We start from the raw sequence: 13,017 nt of genomic DNA on the forward strand, positions 1-13,017 counted from the left end.
TCACGGAGAGCACCGAACAGTTGTGTGACCGAGAGTTTCAGCCCCATCGAGAACATCGTCGAGAGAACAAAGACCGTCGTTACAATCTCAACGACTGCATCTCCAGATATCGCCTCCATTGTCGGTTCGTACAGTCGCAGGTTCGAGGTAGTACCATTTGTCAGTGGCGTATCGAAGATCTAGAAGTGGTTCCCGTCGCGGCCGTTTGGCGAACGAATCGTCGATCGTCCTCGGTCTTGTCTTCGTCCCCGCTCACGGCTCCACGTCGAATCCCCACTCCGCGGCGCGGTCGGCGGCCTCCTCGCGAGCCTGCTCGCGGATCGCTTCGATACGCTCGTCGTCGGCGAGGAAGGACTCGAGCGCGCCGTGGTCGGAGGACGGATCGTCCTCCGTGCGACGGTCGGCCGGCGCACGCTCCCTGGTTCGCTCGGCCAGCGCCGGCGCGTCCGCGAGCTCCTCGGCGGGCATGCCGGGCGGGACGCGAAACGACTCCTCCTCGTGGAGCGTATCGAGCGCGTCGGCGGCGAGTTCGTACACCTCGATCCGATAGGGCCCGGAGACGGCGACGTCGGCGAGCGCGTCGGCGCCGCCGCGATCGGAAGCCGGCGTGTACGCGAGCACGGGAACGCCGTCCTCGAGGGTGAGGACGGTTCGGACGTCGCCGTCCAAAAGCAGCGTCTCCTGAGGGACGAGCACGAGATAGCCGGTGAGCCGAGCCGAAAGCGCCGTCTCGAGTGGCTCCTCGAGGTCGGAGACGACCCGCGAGCGCCGGAGTTCGCCGCGTGGAATCGGAACGCTACCCAGGGCGAACGCGCGGCGCTCGCGAGGGGTCTCGGGGAGGCTCGCGTTCGGTCGGTCCTCGCTCATACCGTGTCGGGAACGACCGCGCTTCGAAACCGGTCGGCCACCGCTTCGACGTCGCGGTCCCGGACGTCGATGGCCGCGGCCGCCTTCCGGAAGGCGGCTGCAGCGTCGCTGTTCGGAGCGTACGCGAGAAGCGGCTCGCCGGCCGCGCGAGCCGCACGAACCGACTCCGCGGCCGGCACCTGTGCGAGCGTCGGTCCGCCGAAGTGGCGTTCGGCCTGTTCGGCCACGCGGTCGGCGTCCTCGCGGACCTTGTTGAACAGGACGCCCGCAGTTTCGGTCCCGTAGGCCCGCGCGTACTCCTGGACCTTCAGTCCGTCCGAGATGGCGGGGATCGTCGGCTGGACCACGATCACGGTTCGATCCGCGAGGACGATGGGCAACACGGCCGATCGCGACCCGAGGGCGGCCGGGGAGTCGAGGAGCAACACGTCCGTGTCGGCGGCCAGCTTCGCGACCACGTCACGGAGGCGGTCCGGATCCGCCCGCTCGAACCCTGAAAGCGAGGTTCCACAGGGGACGACCGTCATGCCGAACCGGTCGTAGCTCGCCTCCGAGATCTCCGTCGCCGTCCCCTCGAGGAGGAGGTCGTGGAGCGTGACCTCGACGTCGTCGAGGCCGGCGTGGAAAAGCAGGTTCGCCATGCCCGTGTCGGCGTCGACGACCGTCACGTCGTGGTCGGCCGAAAGCGCCATCCCCAACGCGAGCGTGCTCGTCGTCTTTCCGGTTCCGCCCTTCCCGCTGGCGACCGCGAAGGCCTCGACCATCGATCGCTACTCGCCGGGGGCGGCTAAAAGTGACTCGGGAGCGAATCCGGTGCGGATCCGGTGCGAGATCCACGGGGGACCGCCGCGCAGTCGGACGGGTACGGGATCGAAACCCCTTTCATTCGAACTCGAGTACGGACACGTGAGCCGAGGTAGCCTAGCCTGGCCAAGGCGGCAGATTCGAAATCTGCTGTCCGTTCGGACTCAAGGGTTCAAATCCCTTCCTCGGCGCTCCCGACTTTTCCGAGAATCCGATCTTGCCCCGCGGATCGAGACCGTGCGATCACGCCCCGTCGAGCGACCGCTGGGTCGCACCGTCCTCACGAAGGCGACGGCGGCGCTTGTCGTAGGCCGCCTCAAGCTTCGCGTTCGTCGCCCGCGAGAGGAGGTAGCAGTCGACGTCGCCGCCGTCCTCCGGATGGGCCGAAGCGATCCAGACGTGGCCGTCGCCGGCCGAGAGGTCCGCCGCCCACCGCTCTGCAGCCTCGCGATCGGCGAACTCCCGGCGTGGGCCCTCCTCGAAGACGGCGGTCCCGACCTTGGCGTTGCGCTTTCGAGCCGAGGGTTTGATCGCGACGACGACGCTCACGCCCGTCGATCGGAGGCGATCGAATAAAAACCCCGTCAGACGCGCGTCGACGATCGAGCGATGGCCCGATACCGGCCGATACGAAGACCGGAACGGAAGCCGGAGTCGCTCAGTCGTCCGCCGGCGTGGGTCCGCTCGCCTGCCGAAGGGCGTCGCCACACAGCCGGTCGAGCGCGTCGACCATGGCCACGACGCTCGCACGCGTGATGTCGGCCTCCGCGGCCTCGACGGTGACCGTCCGGTCGCCGCGGGAGAGTTCGACCACGACGGTCACGACGGCGTCGGTCCCGCCGGTGATCGCATCGACGTGGTAGGAGTCGAGCTCGAACTCGACGTCCTCGTCGGCGAGCGCCTCGCGAACCGCGGCGACGGCGGCGTCGACCGGGCCGGAGCCGTGACCGGATGCGACCCGCTCCTCGCCGGCGACCCGCAGTCGCACCGACGCGGTCGGGAGCCCGGAGCCGGAGGAGGCGGTGAGATCGAGCAGCTCGACCTGACGCTCGCGCTCGCGCTCGCGTACGTCGTCGGCGATGGCGAGCAGATCGGCGTCGGTGACGCGCTTTCCGCGGTCGCCGAGGTCCTTGACGCGCTCGACGACCGTGGCGAGCTGGTCGTCCGTGACCTCGACGCCGTGTTCGGAGAGGGCGGCCGAGACGCCCGCGCGCCCGGCGTGTTTCCCGAGCACGAGCCGGCGCTCGCGGCCCACCGTCTCGGGCGGGTACGGCTCGTACATGGCGCCGTCCTTCAGCGTCCCGTCGGTGTGGATGCCGGACTCGTGGGCGAAGGCGTTCGCCCCGCAGACCGCCTTGTTCGGCGGGGGCGAGACGCCGGTCGCCTCCGAGACGGTCCGGGCGAGCCGGTAGAGGTGCTCGAGGTCGACCGTCTCGATCCCGTAACACCGATCGAGCGCGATGGCGACCTCCTCCAAGGCGACGTTGCCGGCGCGCTCGCCCACCCCGTTGACGGTCGCGTGGACGAAGTCCGCCCCGGCGCGGAGGCCGGCGTGGACGTTCGTCATTCCGAACCCGAGGTCGTCGTGGGTGTGAACCCCGGTCGGCCCGAGGGCGGCCAGGCGCGAGACGATGTCGGCGGTTCGTTCGGGGCCGGCCGCGCCGACGGTGTCACAGTAACAGAACCGATCGGCGCCGGCGTCGAATCCGGTCTCGGCCATGCGCTCGAGGTACTCGAGGTCGGCCCGTGAGCCGTCCTCGCCGAGCAGCTCGAGCCACAACCCGTGGTCCTTCGCGTAGGCGACGAGCTCCTCGACGGTCTCGAGGACCTCCTCGCGCGTGGACCCGACCTTCGTCTCGACGTGGCGATCCGAGGCCGGGACGACGAGGTTGACGCCGTCGACGCCGCACTCGAGCGCGCGGTCGATGTCGGCCTTGACGCCGCGGGCGAAGCTCGTGACGGTCGCATCGAGCCCCTCGTCGGCCACCCGGCGGATGCCCTCGCGTTCGCCCTCCGAGGTGCACGCGGAGCCGGCCTCGATGACGTGGACGCCGGTCGCGTCCAGCTCGCGGGCGATGTCGAGTTTCCGATCCGGGGTCAACGAGACGCCCGGCATCTGCTCGCCGTCGCGAAGGGTGGTATCGAGCAATCGAACGGAATCGCGGTCCGAAAGCGAGGTGAAAACGGCGTCGTCTGTGGACCCGTCGTGAGAAGGACGGGCCGGTTGGTCGTCGTTACCGGAGAATTTCACGGCCAGCCGCCGTGTGGCGACTTCCTCTATCCTCCGAATTGCCACGAGTGTATCGTGTCATTCGTACTCGTGGGGTGGAGACCCACGGTAATAAGCTATCGGGTTTCCGGGAACGCGATAGCGTCGCCGGGTTCGACGGCGTCGGCGGCTCCGGCCGGCAGCTCGATCACCGTGTCGGCCCGGGCGCGACCGATCCCGACGAACGGCCGCAGTCGCTTTGTCCGCGTCACGATCCCGTCGACGATCCAGACGGCGTCGATGGGAAAGGGCACGAAGAGCATGTGTAGCGTTCGCGCGTCGACGTTCTCGAAGGGAAACACGAGCGCGTAGTCGTCGGGGATCGACCGCCGGAACATCAATCCCCTCGCCTTCGAGAGCGTCGAGTCCGCGATCTCGACGGTGCTCGCGAGCGTCCGGTCCGCGGAAACGTCGTCCTCCTCCACGTCGGTCGACGGGGCCGAACCGGCGGGCCGATGACGGAGTCGGGATCCCTCGGAGAGGTTCGACGGCGTGGAGTCGGTCACGCCTCGCTCCCGTCCCGAGTCAGGTCGTCGACGAGCCGACGAAGCGTCGAGAGCGAATACTGTCCGGGCGCCGTCGCGTTCGCCGGATCGACGGGGGCATAGCCGACCCGGGAGCCGTAGACGGGCGCCACGGCACGGGTGTGTCTGCCGGGTTCGCCCATGCACATCGTCGCCACCGTGTGGCCGGCCGCGGTCGCCCGTCGGGTCGCACGCAACATCGCGAGGGCGTCGTCGGGAGAGGCGGCCATCGTCGCGACCTTCCCGACGTCGCCGGCCGCGGCGGCGTCCGCGAGGAGGTCGACGAGCGCGTCAACGGGCGGCGTCGACTCGAAGTCGTGAGCGGAGGCGATCACCTGCACGCCGGACTCGCGAGCGGTCTCCCGGAGCGCGTTCGCGTGTGACCGTTCGAGCTCCGGATCCGGCGCCGTGGCTTGCAGCGCCGCGAGTTCGACGTCGACGGCGACGACGGAGTCGTGGGCGACCGCCTCCGAGAGCCGCTCGTAGCGCGCGAGCGAGTCGGCCTCGCCCCCCTCCCAGTCGGCCCGGTCCGTGGCGATGACCGGGAGCGGTCCGTCGTAGGCCGACAGCGCACGGAGTGGATCATCGGCGAGGTCCATCCGAAACTCGAGGGCGTCGGCGGCGGGCACCGCCGCCTCGGCCTCGCTCGGATCCGCCGTGGCCGCCGCGAGCACGAACTCCTCGAACATGTCGACCCGTGGGCCCCGAGCCGACTTAGGTGTGGCTGTCGACCGCTCGCAAGCGAGGGGAAAAGCAACGGGGAAACGAAAGCGGAGAAAGGAACCGTAGAGACGCCGATCGACTACGCGATGAGGCCTTCCTCGGCTTCGAGCAGCTCGTGGTACCGGTTGCGGATCGTGACCTCGGAGATGTCCGCGACCTCCGAGACGGCCGCCTGCGTCGTCTTCTCGTTGGTGAGCAGCGCGGCGGCGTAGACGGCGGCGGCGGCGAGCCCGACCGGCGACTTCCCCGAGTGGACGCCCTTCTCCTTGGCGTTCTTCAGAAGCTGTTTCGCGCGCATCTCGGCCTCGTCGGAGAGCTCGAGCGCGGAGGCGAACCGGGGGACGTACTGTTCGGGATCCGCGGGTTTGACCTCGAGTTTGAGCTCGCGCACGACGTAGCGGTACGTCCGGGCGATCTCCGACTTCTCGACGCGGGAGACCTCCGAGATCTCGTCGAGCGAGCGCGGAACGCCGGCCATCCGCGCGGCTGCGTAGACACACGACGTCGAGACGCCCTCGATGGATCGGCCGGGAAGCAGGTCCTCGTCGAGCGCCCGCCGGTAGATGACGGAGGCGGTCTCGCGAACGTTGTCCGGGAGGCCGAGCGCGGAGGCCATGCGGTCGATCTCGCCGAGCGCCTGCTTGAGGTTGCGCTCCTTGGAGTCGCGCGTGCGGAACCGCTCGTTCCACTTGCGGAGCCGCTGCATCTTCTGGCGCTGTCGGCCCGAAAGCGACCGGCCGTAGGCGTCCTGGTCGCGCCAGTCGATGTTCGTCGACAGGCCCTTGTCGTGCATCGTGTTCGTCGTCGGGGCGCCGACGCGCGACTTCTCGTCCTTCTCGCGAGAGTCGAACGCGCGCCACTCGGGGCCGCGATCGACGGAGTCGGCCTCGACGACGAGGCCGCAGTCCGAACAGACCGTCTCGCCGTGCTCCTCGTCGGTGACGACGTGGCCGTCACACTCGGGGCAACTCAATCCTTCGTCGCTTTCGGTTTCGCGCTGGGAGGTTCTCTCCCGCATGTGTGTGCGTTCGCTCATAGGTGTCATCCCCCTCGGACGGACCAATGAGAACCCGAGGAAGTGCTTACCCAAAAGACGAGCGAACGACACTTAAAACGACCGGAATCCACCCGGGCAGAAATTGAATGAATGATCACGATCGTCGGCGAACGGTTCGATCTCGTGTGTGAGTGCGTACCGAAGCACCCTTGACGTGGGCGATCGATCGACGACCATGGAGCCTCCCCGCGTCGTCTCGCTGGCGCCGAGCGCGACCGCGACGATCGGCGCGTTAGGCGCAAGCGACCGTCTCGTGGGCGTGACCGCCCACTGCTCGGTCGAAAGCGGTCGCGATCCGGAGACGGTCGGTGGATGGACGACGCCGGATCTCGAACGGGTCGACGAGCTCGAACCGGACGTCGTCCTCACGAGCGACGGACTCCAAGCGGAGATCGCCGATGCGCTTCGTGATCGAGGACATGACGTGGTCCACCACGAGCCCGCGACGCTCGAGGACGTGGTGGAGTCGTTCGCCGACGTCGGTGACGCCGTCGGTCGGCGGGAAGCCGGAGAACGCCTCGCGGAACGGGCACGCGGTCGGATCGACGAGATCACCGAGAGCGTCTCGAACCATCGCCGAGAGTCAAGGGGCACTCGGCCCGTCATCTACTGCGAGGAGTGGAGCGACCCGCCCATGGCCGCCGGCAACTGGGTCCCGGACGTGGTCGAGGCCGCGGGCGGGCGGTATCCGTTCGTCGATCCCGGCGAGCGCTCGCGGGAGACGGACGAGGAAGCCGTCCGTGGCCACGACCCCGATCACGTCGTCCTACACCCCTGTGGATACGGAGATCGCGTGGATCCGAGCGTGATAGCCGATCGGGGCTGGGAACTCGACGCGGAGGTCCACGTGATCCACGACGACCTCATGAACCAACCGAGCCCGGGACTGATCGAGGGGATCGAACGGCTCGCGGAGGTCATTCATCCAGGTCTGCATCTCGAGACGTGATGCCGGCGAGCGCGACGTGCGTGACCGAGGACGCGACCCGGCCACCCATCCACACGACCCGACCACCACTAACACGACCCGACCACCACCGACACCGACTTGTCCGGTCCCGATCGATGGCCGACATGCGAGTCGGCGTCGGTAGCGCGAATCCGGTGAAACGCGAGGCGGTCGCGGCAGCGGTGAACTGTGCCACGATCGACGGGACCGCTCCCGCCTCGATCGAGACAGTTCCCGTCGGGACCGGCGTGAGCGAACAACCCCGCGGTCGCGCGGAGACGATCCGCGGTGCCCGAACACGAGCTCGAAACGTCCTCGAGAGGGGATACGACCTCGGCGTCGGGCTCGAGGGGGGAGTCGCCGACGTCGAGAACGCCGACGGGCTGTTCTTGATCATGTGGGCCGTCGTCGACGACGGAGCGACGACCGGGATCGGTTCCGGACCGAGCGTTCGACTCCCGGCAACCGTCGAGCGGCGGGTGCGGGACGGCGCGGAACTCGGCCCGGTCATCGACGACGTGCTCGGGGAGGAGGACGTCGCCACCGGACGGGGAGCGATCGGCGCGTTCACCGGAGGTCGAATCGACCGAACGAAGGCGCTCGAGACCGCAACTTCGAGCGCTCTCGCACCGTTTCTCACCGATCTATACGTGTGCGAATCGGCCGACCGACCCGACGTTTAATACACATAACGACCCAGCCGTCCCGTGTCTCGGTAGCCGGTCCGGAACGGAACGCGGGCGCGCGATACGGACGTTTCGGAACCGTCGGTCGCTCGTAGTCCGTATCGCCTGTCCGCCACTTCACGAGAGGGTGCTGTTCTGCATCCCCAAAAGATTCCGTCGAGATTCCTCCGATCGAACGACGGAGACCGGATGGATGGGCCAGTATCCGAGCTTACTCCCTGAGCGCGTCAGTCTCGCTCATGTCCGCCGTCTCCTCGACGGCGGTGGTGAGCGAGACGTTGAGCGCCAGCATCGAGACGACGCCGCCGACGAGCGTCACGACGTTCTTCAGGGCGTGATCGAGGACCGCGGCACCGAGGGCCGTCGAGACGCCGATCGGGGTGAGTCCGACGACGAGGGCCGTGAAGGCACCCTCGTAGAGGCCGATTCCGCCGGGAGAGATCGGAAGTACCTTTGCGAGGTTGCCGACGCTCACGGCGAAGAAACAGACCGCGATCAGCGTCACCGGTTCCAGCCTGACGCCGAGCGCAACCAGGACCAACAGGGCAACCAGCACGTCGATGGCCCAGATGACGACGCTCGTCGCGCCGACGCGGGAGAACGCTGCGGGATCGCCGCCGACCCGCTGGAGGTCGCCGACGAACCGCTCGAGGACGTCGGCGACGACTCGACCGTAGGAGTCGCTGCTGACCCGCGAGACGAGCGTGCGGATCCGGTTCGCATCCGAGCGTGCCGAAAACACCAGTCCGAGGACGGCGGCGATCGCCACCAGACCGACCCCCATCGCGACGAACGCCGCCGTTCGACCCGCCGGATGGCCTCCCGAGATGGCGACGATCACCTCCCCGAGTCGTCCGGAGGCGGCATAGCCGACGAGGACGACGCCCGACAGTCCGGCGAGCGTCAGGAGGTCGAAGACGCGTTCGGCGGCGAGCGACGCGAACCCCGACGGGTACGGGATCGAGCGTCGCATCTTCACGATGTAGGCTCGAACGGCGTCGCCGCCGCGAGCGGGCAACACGAGGTTGCCGGTCTGTGAGATGAACACCGCGCCGGTGAGAAACCCGAGACGCTCGTGAAATCCGAGCTCGTGGAGGATGTCCCCGTATCGATAGCCCCGTATGGGCCACGAGAGGGCGTACAACACGGTGGCGACGGCGAGAAGGCGAGGGTCGGCCCGACGCATCTCGCGAACGACCTCACCGAAGTCGATGTAGGTCGACATCAACGCGACGGCGATGGCAACGAGGAGCAGTCCGGCACCGAAGCTCACCCGTGGCGTGATCCGCGGTCTGACCGACAGCTGCCACCACAGACGGCCGAGCTGTGATCCCATTCCGAGTACGTCACGGACGAGATCGACCTTCGTGTCGCCCTTGGGCTCCCAGGCGACCGGGAACTCCTTGACTCGAAGCCCCTGGCGTTGGGCTCGAACCAACAGTTCGGTGTCCCAGAACCAGTGGTCGTCCTCGACGTCATCGGCGAGCGTCGAGAAGGCCTCCCGTGAGATCGCCTTGAATCCGCACTGGTGGTCCCGAACGTCGGAGCCGAGGAGTCCCCGAACGAGGAGGTTGAAGCCGCGTGAGGGAACGCCGCGTTTCGCCGGGCGATCGGCCTCGCGTCCCGGCATCCATCGGGATCCGGTTGCGAGGTCGTACTCGCCGGAGCGGACCGCCTCGACGAGTTCCTCGAGGTGGGACATGTCCGTCGCGAGGTCGGTATCGAAGTAGACGAGAACGTCGCCGTCGGCGGCCTCGAACGCGCGCTCGAGCGCACCGCCGCGTCCGAGCCGCTCCTCGCTGTGAACGTGTCGAACCCGTTCGTCCCTCGCCGCGAGTCGATCGGCGATCTGCGGGGTGTGATCCGTACATCCGTCCTCCGCGACCATCACCTCGAAGTCGCCATCCGGGAGGAACTCGGCGAGCGTCGAGAGGGTCGCCTCGACGGTATCCTCGAGCGTGGCCTCCTCGTTGTAGGCTGGCAACACCACGCTCACGGCTGGATCGCCGGCGACTCCGGTCATCATCGCCACATGGCCACGGCGCAGGTAAGTACCTTCTGAAGGGGTCACGGAAGGCATCCGCGAGCCGCTTCGAGGATCGTACCCACCTCGTCAGTCCTCGGGGACGATCGGGTATCCATCACATGGAGAATCGACGGAATGCGCGGCGTTAGCCGATCCTACCAAACCGCCCTTTTGTCGTCGGTACCTGGGTACGAACATGAGCGCGACAACGACCGATCCGGCGGCGGCCACGAACCTCACCGAAAAACAGCGCCGCATCCTCTCCTACCTCCGTTCGCGCGTGGATACCCAGACCTACTTCAAATCGCGACTCATCGCCGAGGACCTAGGACTCTCGGCGAAGGAGGTCGGCGCGAACATCCGGGCCGTACGCGATGCGCCGATCGACCTGTCGATCGAGAAGTGGGGCTACTCGTCGGGAACGACGTGGATGGTCGAGCGATAGACCCGCCTCGGACGATCAACCGGGGGGATGGCCGCCGTCCGGGGCGCTTTTTGCCGGCGGCGACCTACGAACGGGCGTGACCGAGGTGGCGCTATTCGACATGGACGGGGTGTTCCTCGAGGGGGACGGAACGGATCCCCGCGTGTACCGGGCGGCCGCACACGACGCGCTCCGCGAGCACGGGGTTCGGAGGGTCAGCGACGAGCACGCGTCGATCCTGGAGGAGACCGAGTATCGGCCGGCCATGGACGAGACGTGTCGCGAACTCGATATCGATCGCGACGAGTGGTGGCGAACGCGCGAATCGCATGCCTCCCGCCGCGCGAACGCCCGGATCCGATCCGGTGACCGTCCGCTGTACGACGACGTCGAGGCGATTCTGGAGCTTCCCGACCACCTCCCGACCGGGCTCGTGAGCAACAACCGCCACGAGACGGCGAAGTTCGTTGCCGACTACTGTTTCCCGGAACGATTCGACGTCGCGATCGGCCGGAAACCGACGCTCGCCGATTACCGTCGAAAGAAGCCGGAACCGACGTTTCTCGAGCGTGCGCTCTCGTCGTTGAGTGCCGAAAGCGTCGATTCCGGCCACTACGTCGGCGATCGCGAAACGGACGTTATAGCTGCCCGACGAGTGGGCCTCGAGTCGATCCTTCTCGATCGACCACACGTGAACGCGGCCGAAGTGACGGCGGAACCGGACCACGTGGTCACGTCGCTTCGGGAGGCAGTCCGGATCGTCGAGGACGGCGGATGAGGTGGATCACTCGTCCGCGCCGGGATCGTATCGAAGGTGGTCCGCGGCGTCGTCCGCGAACGCCCGCGCCTCCGGACCGAAGGAATCGGCGTAGCGCACGATCAACACGACGAGGCGCTCGGGCTCGCGAACGACGTATCCGTCCTCGCGATCGAGGAGGCCCGCCGCCTCGAGATCCGCAGCTGCCGCGCTGATGGTCGGGCGGGAGACGCCGACGGCCGCGGCGATCTCCGTTCCCGTCGCCGATGGGTCCCGAAGGAGGTGGACGAGGAGTCGACGGGGCGTCTCGCGACGGAGGTATCCGAGCGCTCGCTTGTCGACGTCGTCGAATCGACCCGTCGGGTAGAACCGTCGGTAGTCGCCGTCCTTCGCGGATTCGAGATCGCCGGCGGAGACGAGTCGCCGGAGGTGATACTGCGTCTCGCCCGTTCCGAGCCGAAGGTCGTCGCGGATCTTCGAGAAGTGGGCACCGGGCGTGGTCGCGACGTATCCGCGGATGGCCTCCCTGGTCTCGTTGTCCGCCGGGGGGTCGCTCGAGTCGTCCCCGTCGTCGTCCGCCCGTGCCGAGCCGACGAACGGAGCGGCGGCTCCGATGGCGGCGAACCGCCGGAGCGTCCGTCGTTTCCGCTCGTCGACGTCGTCTGTCACGACCGAAGAGTGTCGAGCATCGGATAAAAGCTCATCGCTCGTCGTGTGGACGAGTGACAGGAATTGTCCGCGGGGGTCGACCGTTCACCCGGTTTCGATCCGGTTCGATCGGGAGCCACCGTCAACTCACTCGGATTCCCTCTCCAGGTCCTCGTCGGCGACGTCCGCGTCCATCTCCTGGATCACCTCGTCGGCGGACTTGATGCTGCCGACGTCGCCGGACTTGACGGCCTCGGCCTCCTGTTCGAGCTCCTCGACGTTCATCTCGGCGGCCTCGTCTATCTGGCCGAGGATCTCGTCGATGTCGTCGAGACCGAGCAGCTGGCGCGTCTCCTCGTCGAACTCGAGCGCCTCGAGCCCCTCTCCCTCGCTTTCGACGTCCGAACCCGTGAGGTGCTTGCCGTACCGTCCGACGAGGCTCGTGAGTTCCTGCGGGAGCACGAACGTCGTCGACTCTCCCTGGCCGATCGCCTCCAGCGTCTCCATGCCACGTTCGATGACCGCCCGCTCGCCCATCGCCTCCGAGGACTTCGCGCGCAGTACCGTCGAGATCGCGTCGCCTTGTGCCTCGAGGATCTGGCTCTGTTTTTCACCCTGCGCGCGGATGATGTTCGACTGCTTGTCACCCTCGGCCTGTTCGACCGCCGAGCGACGTTCGCCCTGTGCCTCGAGGATCATCGCGCGGCGGCGTCGCTCCGCGGACGTCTGCTGTTCCATCGCCTGCTGGACGTCCTTGGAGGGGTTGACCTCCCGGACCTCGACGCTCTCGACGCGGATGCCCCACTCGTCGGTCGGCTCGTCGAGCTCCTTGCGGATCTTCGCGTTGATCTCCTGGCGCTTGTTCAGCGTGTCGTCGAGCTCCATGTCGCCGAGGACGGCCCGGAGCGTCGTCTGCGCGAGGTTCGAGACCGCCTTCTTGTAGTTGTCCACCTCGAGGAACGCCTTCTTGGCGTCCATCACCTTGATGTAGACGACCGCGTCGGCGGTGACCGGGGAGTTGTCGCGGGTGATCGCCTCCTGGCGCGGGACGTCGAGCGTCTGGGTCCGCATGTCGAAGGCGTAGGTCCGCGAGACGAACGGCGGAATAATGTTGATGCCGGGCTCGAGCAGCTGTCGGTACTCGCCGAAGACGGTGAGCGCCTTCTTCTCGTAGGCGTCGACGATCTCGATCGACTGCCAGATCGCGACGAGGACCAAAACGAGAAACAGCAGGCCGATCGGCGCGAGCCCGAAGCCGGTCTGGAGGAGGGGAGATACCATAC

The 13,017-nt window shown here is 67.6% G+C and carries 14 protein-coding genes and 1 tRNA gene; 5 read left to right on the forward strand and 10 right to left on the reverse strand.

The genetic code is table 11. From position 1 onward, the window contains the following. Nucleotides 1-252 precede the first annotated feature (252 nt). Complete coding sequence (locus tag ACFQE9_RS06175) at nt 253-867, reverse strand: DUF8054 family protein (RefSeq protein ID WP_379741920.1); 615 nt, start codon at nt 865-867, stop codon at nt 253-255. Next, nucleotides 864-1,631, reverse strand: a complete 768-nt coding sequence (locus ACFQE9_RS06180; RefSeq protein WP_379741923.1) for a nucleotide-binding protein — start codon at nt 1,629-1,631, stop codon at nt 864-866. Before ACFQE9_RS06180 ends, ACFQE9_RS06175 begins: the two co-directional genes overlap by 4 nt. Nucleotides 1,632-1,777: 146 nt before the next feature. Between ACFQE9_RS06180 and ACFQE9_RS06185 the strand changes: the two genes are divergently transcribed. Further along, a tRNA-Ser gene (locus ACFQE9_RS06185) sits at nt 1,778-1,862 on the forward strand. Nucleotides 1,863-1,914: 52 nt separating this feature from the next. Here the strand turns inward: ACFQE9_RS06185 and ACFQE9_RS06190 are convergent. From ACFQE9_RS06190 to ACFQE9_RS06210, 5 genes are all read right to left on the reverse strand, one after another. Next, nucleotides 1,915-2,220 carry a DUF8081 domain-containing protein gene (locus tag ACFQE9_RS06190; protein WP_379741926.1) on the reverse strand — a complete coding sequence of 102 codons (306 nt, stop codon included), beginning with the start codon at nt 2,218-2,220 and terminating at the stop codon, nt 1,915-1,917. 109 nt (nt 2,221-2,329) lie between these two features. Then, on the reverse strand, nt 2,330-3,967 hold the full coding sequence (locus ACFQE9_RS06195; RefSeq protein ID WP_379741929.1) for a 2-isopropylmalate synthase: 1,638 nt from the start codon (nt 3,965-3,967) through the stop codon (nt 2,330-2,332). A 50-nt stretch (nt 3,968-4,017) separates the two neighbouring features. After that, a complete protein-coding gene (locus ACFQE9_RS06200; protein ID WP_379741932.1) occupies nt 4,018-4,446 on the reverse strand; it encodes a DUF192 domain-containing protein in 429 nt (142 codons plus the stop codon). Then, the gene (locus ACFQE9_RS06205) at nt 4,443-5,153 is read right to left on the reverse strand and encodes a type I 3-dehydroquinate dehydratase (RefSeq protein ID WP_379741935.1); all 711 of its coding nucleotides are present in this window, start codon (nt 5,151-5,153) and stop codon (nt 4,443-4,445) included. Before ACFQE9_RS06205 ends, ACFQE9_RS06200 begins: the two co-directional genes overlap by 4 nt. Before the next feature lie 113 nt (nt 5,154-5,266). Continuing rightward, the gene (locus ACFQE9_RS06210; protein WP_379741938.1) at nt 5,267-6,223 is read right to left on the reverse strand and encodes a transcription initiation factor IIB; all 957 of its coding nucleotides are present in this window, start codon (nt 6,221-6,223) and stop codon (nt 5,267-5,269) included. A 196-nt stretch (nt 6,224-6,419) separates the two neighbouring features. Here ACFQE9_RS06210 and ACFQE9_RS06215 point away from each other — a divergent pair, with 196 nt between their 5' ends. Next, nucleotides 6,420-7,193 carry a cobalamin-binding protein gene (locus ACFQE9_RS06215; protein WP_379741941.1) on the forward strand — a complete coding sequence of 258 codons (774 nt, stop codon included), beginning with the start codon at nt 6,420-6,422 and terminating at the stop codon, nt 7,191-7,193. Between the two features lie 116 nt (nt 7,194-7,309). Further along, on the forward strand, nt 7,310-7,876 hold the full coding sequence (locus tag ACFQE9_RS06220) for a DUF84 family protein (RefSeq protein ID WP_379741944.1): 567 nt from the start codon (nt 7,310-7,312) through the stop codon (nt 7,874-7,876). 214 nt (nt 7,877-8,090) lie between these two features. On the opposite strand, the gene ACFQE9_RS06225 is transcribed toward ACFQE9_RS06220, so the two are convergent. After that, the gene (locus tag ACFQE9_RS06225) at nt 8,091-9,902 is read right to left on the reverse strand and encodes a flippase-like domain-containing protein (protein ID WP_379741947.1); all 1,812 of its coding nucleotides are present in this window, start codon (nt 9,900-9,902) and stop codon (nt 8,091-8,093) included. Nucleotides 9,903-10,101: 199 nt separating this feature from the next. On the opposite strand from ACFQE9_RS06225, the gene ACFQE9_RS06230 reads away from it, so the two are divergent. Continuing rightward, a complete protein-coding gene (locus ACFQE9_RS06230) occupies nt 10,102-10,350 on the forward strand; it encodes a DUF7123 family protein (RefSeq protein WP_379741950.1) in 249 nt (82 codons plus the stop codon). A gap of 76 nt (nt 10,351-10,426) precedes the next feature. Continuing rightward, nucleotides 10,427-11,107 (forward strand): HAD family hydrolase, encoded by a 681-nt coding sequence (locus tag ACFQE9_RS06235; protein WP_379741952.1) that lies wholly within the window; start codon nt 10,427-10,429, stop codon nt 11,105-11,107. Between the two features lie 6 nt (nt 11,108-11,113). Here ACFQE9_RS06235 and ACFQE9_RS06240 read toward each other — a convergent pair whose 3' ends face one another. Both ACFQE9_RS06240 and ACFQE9_RS06245 read right to left on the reverse strand, forming a co-directional pair. Further along, nucleotides 11,114-11,755: a winged helix-turn-helix transcriptional regulator gene (locus tag ACFQE9_RS06240; protein WP_379741954.1), complete on the reverse strand. Its 642-nt coding sequence runs from the start codon at nt 11,753-11,755 to the stop codon at nt 11,114-11,116. Nucleotides 11,756-11,881: 126 nt separating this feature from the next. Beyond that, complete coding sequence (locus ACFQE9_RS06245; protein WP_379741957.1) at nt 11,882-13,015, reverse strand: SPFH domain-containing protein; 1,134 nt, start codon at nt 13,013-13,015, stop codon at nt 11,882-11,884. Nucleotides 13,016-13,017: the final 2 nt, after the last annotated feature.

It is taken from the genome of Halopenitus salinus (assembly GCF_042662125.1).
Lineage (GTDB): Archaea > Halobacteriota > Halobacteria > Halobacteriales > Haloferacaceae > Halopenitus > Halopenitus salinus.

Bases quoted from the DNA above. Each gene is read 5' to 3' on its own strand.
- ACFQE9_RS06220 (WP_379741944.1), top strand. From the start codon at position 7,310: ATGGCCGACATGCGAGTCGGCGTCGGTAGCGCGAATCCGGTGAAACGC.
- ACFQE9_RS06230 (WP_379741950.1), top strand. From the start codon at position 10,102: ATGAGCGCGACAACGACCGATCCGGCGGCGGCCACGAACCTCACCGAA.
- ACFQE9_RS06180 (WP_379741923.1), bottom strand. From the start codon at position 1,631: ATGGTCGAGGCCTTCGCGGTCGCCAGCGGGAAGGGCGGAACCGGAAAG.
- ACFQE9_RS06210 (WP_379741938.1), bottom strand. From the start codon at position 6,223: ATGAGCGAACGCACACACATGCGGGAGAGAACCTCCCAGCGCGAAACC.
- ACFQE9_RS06205 (WP_379741935.1), bottom strand. From the start codon at position 5,153: ATGTTCGAGGAGTTCGTGCTCGCGGCGGCCACGGCGGATCCGAGCGAG.
- ACFQE9_RS06215 (WP_379741941.1), top strand. From the start codon at position 6,420: ATGGAGCCTCCCCGCGTCGTCTCGCTGGCGCCGAGCGCGACCGCGACG.
- ACFQE9_RS06225 (WP_379741947.1), bottom strand. From the start codon at position 9,902: ATGACCGGAGTCGCCGGCGATCCAGCCGTGAGCGTGGTGTTGCCAGCC.
- ACFQE9_RS06245 (WP_379741957.1), bottom strand. From the start codon at position 13,015: ATGGTATCTCCCCTCCTCCAGACCGGCTTCGGGCTCGCGCCGATCGGC.
- ACFQE9_RS06175 (WP_379741920.1), bottom strand. From the start codon at position 867: ATGAGCGAGGACCGACCGAACGCGAGCCTCCCCGAGACCCCTCGCGAG.